Raw genomic sequence first — 15,034 nt, 5'->3', positions numbered from 1 at the left:
TTATCTTCTTAGTTAATTACTTCTGGAAGCTTAAAGTTCGATAGCTCAGAGAAAGTAAATGGGTTGTTTTGTGTTAGTGGTGTGAATTTCATACTGATATCACGACCACTTACTTTAATATGGCTAACAAAGCTACTATTGGTGACATTAGATAGTGTGGAGTCTCCTAATAATCGATAGATCGCCCATTGTCCATTTTCAGAAAGAGTGTGTTGCTTACCCTCATCTGTTACGTCTTGTAATGTTATTTTGACCTCAAAGTCTCCGCTTTGTGGTGGCCATTGTAGCTCTTGAACCTTACTTGGACCGTGGTAATAACTCATCATATGGCTTCCGACATTGATGTTTGCTCTAATTGCACTTGAATCAAGATCAACCACTTTAGTACTAAAAGGAATTTGCACTTTATTGGTACTTTTATTGATCATGGTGTTTCGTATTACATTGTAATTTCGTAATTGAACCAATAGTTCAGGTGATAGGTACATTACTTGCCCATCAACCCGTTTTGCGGTCCATAAATTGGTATCATAAAATGGTGCAAGGTTATCTTTAATGAACACATTTAATATGCCGCCAGTGGCAAATAATTGTTCAAAATCTTCCAATGAAATGTCTTCTTTTGCATTGGTATCAAATGGGTACTTGTTTAACCCAGTTTGACGAAAAACACTGTAGATCTCACTGTACCACTTCGTTTGAATACCTTTTGTCGCTTCAGTTATCATCACTGACCAAGTTTGGTTTACTATATCTAGCAACCAACTACGTACAGGTTCTGGTGATTTCTGAGCGATTTGCTTAAGTCGAATGAGAGGGTCAGCTTCTGCTCTTATCATTCGTGCTCTTGCTGCATCTAAGGCTGCTTGGTGTACGTTTGGTGAATCAGCAATATCCTTAATGTATGTTCTTAGTGAATTCAACGAAGTCACAATGTCTTCCCATGGGGTTGGGGAGTTTTTCGTTTCATTTATTTGTAATTGGTTTAATAAAGAAAACGCTTGTTCAACACGAGACATTAAAACGTAATCCGGTTTTACTATCTCTGTTACGGCCTCAGTTGCTGTTTCTAAAGCATTTTTTAAATTATTTTTTGGTTCCAATAACGATCCGATGTCACCCGTCGGTGAATAATGCGTGTCAGCGTACAGTTGTTTCAATATGGTCGTCATCGGTGATGATGGGCCTGAAATCAGATCTATTGCATTAGTTAGATCGTAGATGTTGTCGTAAGATTTTACTTTCAACTCACTCAGAGCGTTACGCCAATAATTAATATAATCATCGGTATATTTCTTACGGACTTTATCTTTAAACGCTTCTTGTTCTTCGTCACTTGGAATAATATTGTTAGATAAGCCAAGTACCCAGTTATCTGAGATCACTCGTTTCGAGAGTAAATCTACGTGTGGTCGGTAGAAAGAACTAAATCCTGTTGAGGTATACAGCTTGTTAATATTTAAGCTTTCATTGTTGATAGGGTTCTTAAAAATATTATTAAAATCAAACCCAACCGCTCGTTGTAGATCGAGCGTATCAATCTCTGAACTTTTCGCTTGTTCTAATATTTGAAGGTAGACCAAATCAACATTTGATTTTGCTAAAAGATTACGACGAGTGGCACGCACTAAATCCATGTTAATAGGGATAGGCATAAATTTAGTTCTAAAATAAGCATCCAAATAAGACATGGTTTTCTTTACAGTTTCAGGGTTTGAATGCAATTGAGTTAATACATCAAAAGTATGCTGTTTTAAATAAGGAATATCTCGTTTACTTGGTTGATTTAGCATCAAGTAACCTTTTAATAAAGGCAGAGAAATTGAGATATCATTTTGATTTTTAGTTAATTGAATTCGATACGCTTCCGAAATAATCGGCATTAATTGTGTATTTATTTGCTCTATTAATGCTCGGTATGCGATCTTAGTTGTTGGTTCTAAACGGCTGACTTTCATTGATAAAAGTTCATCATCAAGCGCTTTGTTTCCGCTTAACCAAGCTCCATAAGTCGGTTCAATCTCTTCTTGAGCATTGGTTAATTGTGATTGAAATACACCAGAGCTGTATTGTTCATGATCGCTGTCTTTTACATCAATCAGTTGATTTATTACCTGTAAATTACTTTCTAAGGCTTGGAATAAAAAGTAACTTCCGCTAGTAAGAACAACAACGGATACTAAGAAAGCCAAGCGACTGTTTTGTTGAATTCGGCGTAAATAATTTTGGTTTTCATTAGAAAAATCAGCTTCTGGTAATACCTTTGAGTCAACTAAAAATCGAGTAAAGTAAGGGGTTTCAGTCAGTTGACCATGTTCAGAGGCAATGATCGGTAAATTGAAGTAATTACTACAGCTTTTCGCTAATAAGTTATATTTACGGCCCCCTTGAAGACTAGAGCTGAAAAATACCTCTCTAATATCAATAGAATAAGAGCCTTGGTTTAAATCGTTTAAGCGCTCAATAATGCGTTTTATTTCTACTTGGCATAATTCGAATTGCTTAGGAAAGGCGAGTATTATTTGTTTTTCATCGACGTTGTTTGTATGTGATGAAGAGTCGAGCGCATTTACTTCCATCACTTTTACGATGTTTTTATAGCTATCTTGAAAATAATCTAGGATGGCACCTTTCGCATCTTTTAATGGGATCGAAAGAAACTCAATGCTTGATTTTAATGGGCTAAAATGGATGTACTCTTTAAACCCTTCTAATTTATCCAATTTACTCATCACAAGGTATAGGGGCAGGGTAGCTCCTGTACTTTCTTTAATTGAGTCTAAACGTTGTAGAAGTATGTTGAGTGTATAGTCAGTTTGTTCATCCTCATTGACGATCAAGAATTCAAAATCGATTAATAATAAACAACCAGCAAATGGTTTTCTTGGTTTGTGGTTAATGACTTCTGTTATTAATGCTCGCCATAATAGACTGTCAGTGCTTGAAATCTCTTGAAAAACAAGACGATGATTTGGTTTGATATAGACGGCAGAATCGGATTCTGACCACTCAAAAAAATCATTTTTTACACTTTTCACTTTATCCATTGGTTTTATGGCGTTAGAGACATGAAGAAATTGGTTTTTCCCTGAGCCTTTATTACCAATAACTAGGTAGATGGGTTTTTGCTTGGCATTATGCAGCAATGGCTTAAGTACCATTGATAGAGTTTCTTCTTCTGTCTCAATGTCTTGATTATTTTTACCTTTTCGCTTTTTTATATACAAAGTAAGATTAAATAATAAGTACAGTAGACCAATAACTCCAGCGGTTCCCCACACGAGCATAACTTCGGCTTCTGGAAACCAAAGAAGATAAGAACCACATAATACTGCCAGTATAAAAGCAGTGATAAGTGTTGAGAGTAATAGCGGATTTCTAACCAAAGTGTTTTTCATAGTCTTTACTTTTTTGTTATGTTTGACGTTATGTAATACAACGAGTTACAAAGCTAAAGTTCTTCTTTTAGCGTATTTATTCTGTGTTGATAAATATTGAGTAAACGTTGTGTTTTATCGATCTCTGCCGATGTCATTTTTTTCTCTGCATATTCAATTCGACCAAGTAAGGGGAATAAAGAATTACTGTAGTCGTATGCTTTTATAATGGATTTTTCTTGAGATTTTGCGTTAGCAAACACCGTTCTTGATTTTAAAAACTGGCGGTTAATACGCTTGTATGCGTTATCAAATTCTATGGTTTGTGATGTTAGTTCTTCTTGCATAGTTTTTGCAGCAGCAGAATCTGGGTAAATTGTTTTTAGTTTATTTACAGCAAGAGCTAGAGTTGGAAGTTGATTCACTCTAATCGGATCTAATTCCCAACCTGAAACTAGCCATTGAGTTCGCTTGATAATATCTGATTTGATTGATTGCTTAATCGAATCCTCTTTACGCTCTAACTCGGGGAGAAGGGCAACAATGTCGTCGATGCTTGCCGTTTCTATTTGTTCACGTAAGGTTCTTTTTTGATTGTCGCTATAGAAAAAATTAGCGAACAGCATACAAAGAAAAAAGCCAAGAACAATAAGAATGATAAGCAAAGGTTTTGAGTTGTTTTCTGGCTTGTTAGTGGTTTCTACTTTTGCTTCTGGTGCTTTCATCGAAGGCATTGATACGTTAACTTTGATCCCTTGAGGTTCAACTGCGCCTTTGCTTTTTTTGTCTTTTGATTCTTCTCTTTTCTTCGCTTTTTCTTCTTGTATTTGGATTTCCTCTATCCACTGAGAGAAAATACGTCGGATCCCACCTAAAGAAGGGCTTTTTGTTCCGTAGTGGGATCGTAATTCTTCTTCTATCTTTAGTGTTAGCTTATGCCCTTCTTCAATTAAGGGTAAATCACTAGGAGATATCTTTAATGTTTTCTGCTTACGGACTGCGTGCTCAGTTAGCCACTCGATTGAGCCGATTCGAGCGGTAGACTTACTTTCTTCTGGGTAAGCGGAATACCAGTAAATGAGGCAAATATCGAATAGTGCCTGCAAACCACCAACAAGTCCTTTTAACCCATCAACATGAGTTGCTGAAACGGTGTAGTAACAAGCACAACGAATGTCTTTACTTTCGTTCAGTAAGATATTTTTAGATAATGCATGAACTGTTTTCCATGAAATTTTAGACGTAACTGTATTAAGCTTATTAACTTGACGTTTAATTTCTGAAAAATCGTCAAGTGCATTAGGATTCACCCCACAAGGCAAATTTTGGCTAATAGGGCGCCGTGCAAAATCAGGAAGATTCATGAGTTTTTTTTCCAACCTAGCGAATAACAATTATCTACATGTGGTCATGTATTATTATGTTTTATGTGCCTTTATATAATATGACGGATTGTACTACTAAAATATAAAATGAATATAAAAAAATAATTTTTTTCTACGCATATCGTGCAAATGTGATCTTAGTTCACATAATACCCGCACAAAACCAATGTGTACCACTATTAATATTTACATTAATTATGTTTTTGTCCCTTATTTGAGATAATTGATTTTATTTGTAGTTGTCTCGATGTATGTGTATTTGCAATTCATTTTCTAGCTAAATATCTCGTCTTAAATATGATAGTTGTGGTTAATTTTTGGCACTAATTATTATCTGTATTTTGTATATTTACTTTTATCATGGTTATGTCAAATACTCTTTTTTTGTATTTTTTCAAAGTTTATAGGAATGTTGTCTTTTAAGTATTCAAAATGTAAATGAGGTCCTGTGGTTCTACCAGTGTTACCGGTTAATCCAATTTTTTGTCCCTTATATACAATATCCCCCTTATTGACCATTCTGTTATTAAGGTGGAGGTATCTCGTCTTAATTGAATTAGCATGCTGTATAACAATGTAATTACCAGCAAGAGGGTGGAACGTTGAGGTTATAATGATACCTTTGTTAATAGCGTAAGTGGGCGTTCCAATAGGTGTCTTAAAATCTGTTCCTAAATGTGGTTGAATTCGTTTGAGTATTGGGTGAGTTCGATGATTTGAGAAGTGAGAGCTTACAGCGTAATGCTTCTTTAAAGGGCTGATGATGTCGTTATTGCTTAAATTAACCCCATTTTGGTCGTGAAACACACCATTTATATCTGTTTTTGCTATAAGTATTTGATTTGATGATTGAAGGATTAATGTGTCTATTTTTGTTGCTTCATTATTTAGAATGACTTTAAATTTATCTCCATGCCGAATACCTCTTACAAAATTAATGCTATATTTAAGTGATTCAGTTAACGTAAGAATATGCTCTACAGATAAACCACTGTTTAACGCTGAGCTAAAAAAGGAAGTCGTGATCTCACCAGAAAAAACACGCTCTATTTTTTTAACGTGAGTAGTTAGATGTATTTGAGATACAGGTATTACTTTTTGGTTTGTTTTAGATGAATTATAGATAAAGTAAAAGCCAGACATAAGTATAAATAGATTGATAAAAATGAATGTAAAATATTTAGACTTCATAGAATTGACTTTTAATATGCTGATTTCACGATTCTACACCATTTATTTTAAAGATAAATAGGCTTTATTTAGGCGATATATAAAGGTTTTGAAATTATTGTTAGTAATTCAATGTTAATGCAATAGGTATTTTGCCTGAATTGATAGTTATTTTAACTATATTGCCATTCTTATCGACACGTTGTTATTTTAAGAACAGCAAATATAATGCCTCCAAATATCCCCCTTATTAATAAAAATCAGCATTATGTGTCTTAATCGATTATTTAAATTACTTATTAGTACTCTATTCCTATTTCTTATTAGTTCTTGTGGTGGAGAGAGTAGTGATACTTCTCCTCCAGAAAGAAAGACCACACCCGTTTCTGGTATTTTATTCGATGCGCCAATTGCGGGTGCTAGAGTTGTTATATGGGAATATGCAAATGGACTAATGGGTAAAAAACTAGGGGAGACAACAACGTCATCTGCTGGTGAGTATTCCATTGAGATTAATAGCGGTTCCATGCCTATTTTGGTTCAAGCGCAAGGGGGCGCATATACAGATCCATCTACAGGTAAAGTGGTTTACGAAGGCGGTGGTAAGACATTAAAGTTCGAAGCAACAGTCTACTTTAATGAAAATAAGACTAACAAAGTGATGCTTACTCCTTTATCTTTGGTAGCTAAGGGGCTGGCGGATTATTATATTGAAATACAAGGGCGCGATGCGGCAAGTGCAATTAACACCGCTAACACAACGATTAGTAATATGTATGGATTTGATGTTCACACAGTTGAACCTATTGATATTGTGCGCCGTGGTCAAAGTGCTTATGTTAGTGATGGTCATAAATACGGTGCTTATTTAACGGCTTATTCTTCTTATGCTTTAGATCTTTCTAAAAAATACTCGGCTGAAGAAGACGATGATATCTATACTTCTTTTACTCTTGCTGAGCTTTCTTATCGTGATATTGCTGCTGACGGGTTACTTGATGGGCTTGAAATAGACAGTATTAGTGGATTGATAAAAGGGATCTCTTTTGGTAAAGAACCTGTAACAAGTGAAATGTATTCTAATAATTTAGCTCAACACTTGTTGATCACGGTGAATAGTTCTTTGTTAAATGTATCAGGTACTAATCCTAAAGATTACGAACCTTTTGCAGCTAGAATTAACAGTTTTGGTACCTCAACAGATCCTATCGGAATTGTCCCTCCTCGAAATGAGACTCCAATTGATGATGAAGTTCCTACAACGAAAAGAACAGATTCAGATATCTTGGCTAAGGTAGATACAATAGATCTATTATTGCAAGATAATGTTGGTTTAAAAGGAGCGGAAGCTTATCTTCAATACAAAGATAGCAATGGTTGGTCAGTAGAGTTTGCTTGTCCTGAAGGTGATTTTGGAGAGGGGTATTGTCAATTTGATCTTTCATCGCTAAAAGAAGGCGAAAGAGAGTCTGAAGCGTTTGTTCAGGTTAATACCCTCAATTTGGATCAAGTTAGTGATTCTATTGTAGAAGCAAAATTGCTTATTTATGCTGAAGATATTGTAGGAAATAAAAATATAACCCCAACAGAGATCTCATTTACTTGGGATAATAAAGCCCCTGTGATAGAGGTTACCTCACCAACAACATTTAATCCTACTATCGGTACTCCGTATTTATTAGAAGGCTATGTCAAAGAAGATTCAGCTAATATTGGTACTCTTACCGTTAGCTTTAATGGGGGAACGCCAGAAATTCTTAACTGTACTCCTTATAATACTGCTAATGGCTATGAATGTTCATTTCAGAAAAATTATGAAAAAGAGTTGTTTGTCAGTTCAATTACGCAATTCACTATTTCAGCGGTTGATGCGATTGGGAATAATGGTTCATTTGTACATGAAGTATTATCAGACATCATAAAGCCTACTCAATCGGTGTCTTATCCAGATGCAGCAATGAACTTTATTCAAATTGTGAATAACGTAAGACAAGAGGTGACAGAGCCTTATAACTCCAGTTCGTTTTCAAACATTGATCAAGCAAATAAATTTTTAAATATCCAATATGGATATGCCAAAGATGGTTTATTGGCGATGCACCCAACCATTGATTTTGAAAATTTTAACAAAGCAGTGTTAGATACTAACCAAATCCCATACATAAAAGTAAAAGTAACAGACCCTGCCGATGCCAGTTCTCCAGGTACTAATTTAGGTACGTCGGCAGAATTACTTGTTCTGAACGTGAGCTATACTGCGACGGAAGATGGCCAAAATTCTGCTTCGGAAACGTTTAGTGTAAATAGCACAATGCCAAATACAATCCCACATGAAACCATCTCTTTTGATGAAAATGGTTACGCAAAAGAAGTTATTTATTATATCCCTTTTACTAAAGAAATTTTTGGTGAGGGTTTTACTTCGATCAATGAAAAGCACATACAAGAAATTACCCTTACAACAAAAGATGCCTCAACCAATACTTCTGACCCATGGATTACAGAGTTACGAAGTAGTTTTAACTTGCCTGAAGTGAATGTGATTACTCCGTTTGTTAATGCGACGGCAAGCTTTGAAATCTATGCTGATAATGGTTCTCCACAACTCATTGCAACTTGTACTACAGCGCAAGATCCTATGGTTTCTGACCCTGGCCAATTTGCACTGGATGTATCGAGTTGTTCTATTAGTTCTGAATACATAGGCGAAGTCATTAAAGTCACTCTTTCGAGTCGTTCAAGTTCAACTTTTTATAACCAATGGAGCCGTAAGGAAAAACAAACGGTTGAATTAAATGCAGGTTCTGGTTTCTCTGCGCATGTTCTTTTGACGGAAAGCCAAAATTTATACATAACAGAGCTGGCCGTTTATCAGAGTGGTTTCTTTGATTATTTATGGAATTTAGAACCGAATAAATCAAAAGAAAAAGCTAAAGAGACATTAGCGTCAGTGAATAAAATGCTGACAGAAGGTAAATCATTTTTTGGATTTAATCCTGTAGTTACTCCTTATGCCACGAATGAAGAGATTGAATCTAATACACCAACAAACCCTAGTTTAAGCTATCAACATCGCTATTTACTTGAATCTTTGATGATTTTATCCGATAAAAGTGCGATTGATGATAGCGTTGATTTTTCAAAAGCATTTTATGGAGATTTTTCTTCAGATGGAAAACCTGATGGTAAAGGGTTAGACGGTTCAACAATAACATTAGGGAACTATTCCTTATCAGAAGATACCTATCGTGCTGATTTAGCTAATATTTACTATAAGTATCTGAAAACTTTAGGTATCGAAGAAAGTATAGCGATGGCTTATGCTGATCAATATGCAACAGCTAACCCTGTTTTGAATGGGGAAAATCTGTTTAGTGATTCAGGAGTATCAATTGATATATTGCCACCAAATGTAACAATGAATCCAACGGTTGATAGCATTGGTAAATCGTTTAAAAAAGGTAATACATGGTATATCTCTGGTGAAATTACAGCAGAATTGAATCTTAAAGATCCATCAGGGATCGATGAATCAAATGCAGAGCGACCATTAGTTCTTTCTCCTTCTTGGACTAATGCTAACGGAGTTAATACTGTAATTCCTGGAATGACATTTACACCAAGTTCTGGAAACAGCCAGTTTGATCAAAATTATGTATTTGTCTTTAATTCAGCATCAACAGAGTACGCTGACATTAAGTCATTTGATTTAGATGTGAGTGTTTCAGATATCCATCAAAATGATTACGGTTACACCTCTGCACCTTATGCAGATATGTTTATTGTTGATAATAAGGCTCCAGAATTTGAGTATCGAGCGCCTTTTTATGGTTTAGCCGACCCAGAATACGATGAGAATACGTATTTAAATTTGAATACAAAGCTAAACCTAACATTCCTTGTCAGCGACGTTGTTGGCGATCTTATTAATGTTCGTCAAGTTGTACTGACAAAAGGGGCAATAAAGAAAACTCTTGGTAAAGATGATTTTTATATAAATACAGATCAGCAGTTTGTCATTTCTTTATGCAAATCTACGGTATGTACTGATGATTCAGATACCGTAATTGATCTTGATGATGGTGAATGGAGCTTTGCATTAGAAGGCGAAGATTTATTAGGAAACCGCGTAAGAGCCCAAGATATGGATGCCCCTAAGTATGTTTTAAACATCGACTCTTCTGCGCCAGAAGTAACAACGGGGACCAGTGCTAAATTTTTAGGTGGGAACCAAAAATGGAACCCTAATGGAGTGATCCTCTGGGGATCATTAAGTGCAGCAAAAGACATTAAAATTAAGTTAAATAGACCTGGTTCAAGTTGGGTTGACGTTGTTGAATGCTCTGTTGGAAAAGGTGAGCCTTGCAATGATTACCCTGCTTATTTAACAGGAACCGCGCCTAATTATGAAGTGCAACTTGTGGCGGAGCATTTTACGCATGGCGTTGATAATCAATTTAAAGTAACGGCAATTAATGCTGCTTTCCCTAGTAATAGTGGGGAAGGTACACATACGTTTAAAGTCGATAAAAATGGACCAGATATTTTACTTACATCACCGCCGCTAGCTGATATGTTATCGAATGGTAACAACGTTATGGGGCGTAATTTTGATATTAAGATAACTAGAGTTAGTGATGACTCTGCAGTGGCTAATCTTTCTGTTTTTCAAGAAAAAAACGATGGTACAAGAGTTTCTCTTAAAGAGAATATTTCAGTAGAGAGCCCTGAAAACCCATTTCAAATCTCATTAAAAAATGAAGAAACAGCCCGTATACAACTTGATACTGAAAGTAATCTTGTTGACCTTATTGTAGAGGCGTCAGACGAATTTGGTTTTACAAAGAATACAAATAAAATTGGAATGATTTACGATATTGAAGGCCCGTCCATTGCGTTAACTAATTATTCTTCTTCTGAATATTATAGAGCTAACTATATCTTCAATCTTAATGCATTAGATTTAAGTTTAACAGGGGATGTTTCTGCTTCTGGAGTAAGTCAAGGTACTGTTAAATATTGGGTTTATACAGGCAGTGAACCTGCAGAGGGCGATTCTGGCAATTCCCCAACAGTAAGTGAACCAAACGCAATTATATTAAATGCACCAAATGGTTCAGATGAGGTGAATTTAAAAATATTGGCTAAGGACGTTCGAGGTAACGAAAGCACTCAAGTTCCATTTGTTGTAAAGGTTAATGAAGCGATACCGTTGACTGAGTTTTCGATGACTTATAGTGACGGTGCAGCTATTGAAAACAATATAGCAACAGAAAAAAAAGACATTAAGTTGATCTTAAAGATAGAAGATAAGAGTGGCATTGCATCCGTCATTAGTAGTTATACATTAGAAGGTGTCGCAGGAAGTAATACTATTAACTTTTCTCAAACAGTTGATCCTAAAGTATGGGAAGCGACGTTAAGCCCTAATGTTGATGGAACTTATCTTATTTCAGCAACGATAACAAACAATACAAAAGCAAATAAAGAGAGTGAAGTACTTAAATCAGAGATAAATCCAACATTAATGGTTCAGACGGAAGGCGTGGAGTTAAGTATTACTAAACCTATAAACTTTGTTTCACATATATCAAATAAAGATCTGAATGTTGAGTTTGAAAAAGTAAATGAAGCTGGAATTAAAACGCTTGAATGTTGGGTTAGAGAAAACTATATCGATGAAGGTGTGCCTGCAGATAAAACATATTATAAAATTTACAATGAACCTAAAAATCCAGAATGTAGCATCACTTTAGATAAGAATTTCTTAGATAACCCAGTTTTAATAACTAAAACTGTAGGAACAAATGCGGCTGAAAAAATCCAGAAATTCAGTTTCAAAATGGTAGATGTAGAAGCGCCATATATTCCGTATGTGAAAGACAAGACGGGCTACGCTTTACAGTCTTCAGAAGTTATTTTTGAAGGGGAGCCTGAAGTTAAGAAGTTACAGCTTAATATCGATTATATCGACTTAGACTCAAATTTAGATTTAACTGAATTGCCTAAATTAGTCGCTAATGGGGTAACATTTGATCCGGTTACATGCGAGAAATCGACAGGTAATAGCTCTCTTGTCAGTTGTAAGTATAAGGAGGATTACGTTAAGTTAATTCGAAGAATTGACACTACACATTATGTTTCATCACCTAATGTTATTGATAATGCTGGAAATACGATACCTAATAATGATAGGAAGTTTGAATTAATAATTCCAACTGGTGATTTTACTACTGAGATAACTAATCTTGTTGATAATCAGTATATTAATGGTAAAGAAATTACTTTTGATTTTAGAGTTAAGCTATTTAAAGAGTCAAATTTGTATGATGTAACAGTTTCTGTTGCTGGTGATATTTACTCATTGAATAATGATGTAAATAATTTTGAAAATCTTATAGTTTGTGCCGATGATGCTGATGCAAAATGTTCTACATTTACAGGGCAGTTACCTGATGATTATGCGCTAGATAATGTAAATATTAACTTAGTTGCAACCGATGTTTGGGCAAATACTGCACCTAGTTCAAGATTGGTATTGTTAGATAATGTGGCCCCAACCATTGGAGATACTTACCAATTATCATCTGGTGATAGTGCTGATAAAGTTCGTTTAACGTTTGATATAGCGGACAATATTTCAGGTAGCGGTTTAAATAACGTTATGTATCAAATATCAGATATTAATTTTGACGAAACAAAAACGGCTGACTTTAATTATATTGATGTAGATAAAAATCAAATTAAAGATAAAGATATTATTTCTGTCCAAATTACAGCGAAAGATAATGTTGGTTTGAGCATTTATAAGTCAATAGCTATTGACCTACGTAAACCAGTGTTAACTTTAGAGATGGGAGGTAACTCAGAGTTACTAGGTAATAAAGTAGCATTAAAAGAACGTCTTCAGGATTTCACTATTAAATCGGTACCGACAGAATCGATTAAGATGACAGGCTTTACGTTAACGTTAACCAATGGTAGCGAAACCATTTCTGAAGCCGGAGATTTTGTTGGAAATTCCGGTTCTAGCCAGTTTATATTTAATGACAATCAACAAGGTGAATATACGTTAACACTGGTTGCGATTGATAGTATTGGTCGTGATATTGCGAGCTTTACTTATGAAAGTATGGATTTTGGTGCGAGTGGTGCAACAACTTATGTTGATTTCTCAGCTCCAACTATAGGTGCAATTAGTGGAGAACAAATAACGCCTTTACCAACGAATGATTTATATAAATTTGATGTTAAGTCAGTAATACAAGATGCGAATTTAAATCAAAACAGCATAGTATCAACGGTGACGTTTAATTCTAAATCTTATTCACCAACTTCCATGACTAAACCGAGCGTAGTGGGTGAACCTTATGTTTTCCATTATTCGGTGCCAGCAGGAACGTATGTCGCAACAGTAAAAGCAACGGACTTTATTAATCAAGAAAATAGTAATACAGGATCTATTGAAGTAGCTGAAGCAACCGTCCCTGAATTAACGATTACGAGTAGTCACAACGATTTAGGCTCAGAAGCTACCTCAACGATAACTTTCAGCTTTAGTGAGGATGTGATCGGCTTTACTAAGGATGATGTTGTATTGAGTGCTAGTGACTCAGGCGCTACAGGAACATTAGATATGTCAACTTGGACAGCAGGTCCCGCTCAAAGTTGGACTGCTATTTATACAGCTCCAAAAGGGGAGAATAAAACGGTAACGATTTCAGTAGCAGAAGGAAGTTACACAAGTACTATTACAGTAGATGGTAATGCTGCAACAGGAGATATTGCGATTAAAGGCGTATTACCTACGGTTTCAAATACCGTTTTTAATCCGATACATGCCGATAATCTAAAATCGGTAGAAGTGAAAGTTGATTTTTCAGCTAGTGTTTCCGATGTTAAAGCGACTTTATTAACTGCACCAGTTAGTTGGATTTCAGGTCAAGGTTCTGATAAATGGGTAGGTAACGTTGTTGTTCCTGCTAGTTCAGATGATCGATTAATTTTAATGGTTTCTGAATTCACAGATACCTACGGAAATGTTGGTGAAGCAGATAATAGTGGTGTGTTGTACTTAACCCCTTCAATTACGGTAACTCCAATTACTGGTGGCGTGATTAACGAGAGTGATGCAAGTAATGTTGCTATTAGCGGCACAACTACGCGTTTTGATGTAGGTAAAGAGATCACTGTTGCATTTAGTAATTCAAAAGATAGCTCGTCGCTCCCTACAGTAACCGCGACAGTGGACAGTGATGGAAACTGGACAGCTGCGAGCGCTAATTTAAGCAGTTGGACGGATGGCACGATTACCGTAAAAGCAACAGGCTCAAACCAACATAACATTGCAGCAAAAGAGGCGAAAACGACAGCTCAACTTTCGACCGAGAAACCAACGTTAACGTCCGTGGTATCAAATCCGACATCAGGGAAAACAGGCGATAATATTGAAGTTACGGCGACTTTCTCTGTTGCAGTTAGTAATGCAACGGCAAAGTTAGGTTCGAGTGATGTAGTGTGGACGTCAGGTCAAGATACTGCGGTCTGGGTAGGTGAGGTGGACATTCCAAGTTCATCGGCAGCAGATACTGAGTTTACTTATAGGGTTCAAGGGTTCAGTGATACTAATGGTAACCTTGGTGATCCTATCACCACTGGCTCAGTATACTTAACCCCTTCAATTACGATCACCCCAATTACAGGTGGAGTGATTAACGAAACTGACGCGGCCAATCTTATCATTAGCGGAACAACGACACGTTTTGAGGCAGGTAAAGAGGTCACGATCGCGTTTAGTAATTCAAAAGATAGTTCGCCGCTCCCTACAGTAACCGCGACAGTGGACAGTGATGGAAACTGGACCGCTGCTAGCGCTAATTTAAGCAGTTGGACGGATGGCACGATTACCGTAAAAGCAACAGGCTCAAACCAACATAACATCGCAGCAAAAGAGGCGACAACGACAGCTCAACTCTCGACTGAGAAACCAACGTTAACGTCCGTGGTATCAAACCCGACATCGGGTAAAACAGGTGATAAAATTGGGGTTACAGCGACTTTCTCTGTTGCCGTAAATAATGCGACGGCAAAGTTAGGTTCGAG

At 36.1% G+C, this 15,034-nt stretch carries 4 protein-coding genes; 1 reads left to right on the top strand and 3 read right to left on the bottom strand.

What is annotated here, in order from left to right:
* Window positions 1–8: 8 nt before the first annotated feature.
* From tssM to BTO23_RS16030, 3 genes are all read right to left on the bottom strand, one after another.
* Window positions 9–3,398 (bottom strand): type VI secretion system membrane subunit TssM, encoded by a 3,390-nt coding sequence (tssM, locus tag BTO23_RS16040; protein ID WP_061029330.1) that lies wholly within the window; start codon window positions 3,396–3,398, stop codon window positions 9–11.
* A gap of 53 nt (window positions 3,399–3,451) precedes the next feature.
* Window positions 3,452–4,741 carry a type VI secretion system ImpA family N-terminal domain-containing protein gene (locus BTO23_RS16035; protein WP_061004506.1) on the bottom strand — a complete coding sequence of 430 codons (1,290 nt, stop codon included), beginning with the start codon at window positions 4,739–4,741 and terminating at the stop codon, window positions 3,452–3,454.
* A 390-nt stretch (window positions 4,742–5,131) separates the two neighbouring features.
* Entirely contained in the window at window positions 5,132–5,953 is an 822-nt protein-coding gene (locus tag BTO23_RS16030; protein ID WP_061004508.1) for a peptidoglycan DD-metalloendopeptidase family protein, read from the bottom strand.
* Window positions 5,954–6,200: 247 nt separating this feature from the next.
* On the opposite strand from BTO23_RS16030, the gene BTO23_RS16025 reads away from it, so the two are divergent.
* A partial coding sequence (locus BTO23_RS16025) for a tandem large repeat (RefSeq protein ID WP_105064015.1) occupies window positions 6,201–15,034 on the top strand: 8,834 nt, incomplete at its 3' end.

Source organism: Aliivibrio sifiae (assembly GCF_002954715.1).
Lineage (GTDB): Bacteria > Pseudomonadota > Gammaproteobacteria > Enterobacterales > Vibrionaceae > Aliivibrio > Aliivibrio sifiae.
The sequence above is the reverse complement of the archived record's forward strand: the minus strand, read 5'-3'. Positions and strand labels throughout refer to the sequence as shown.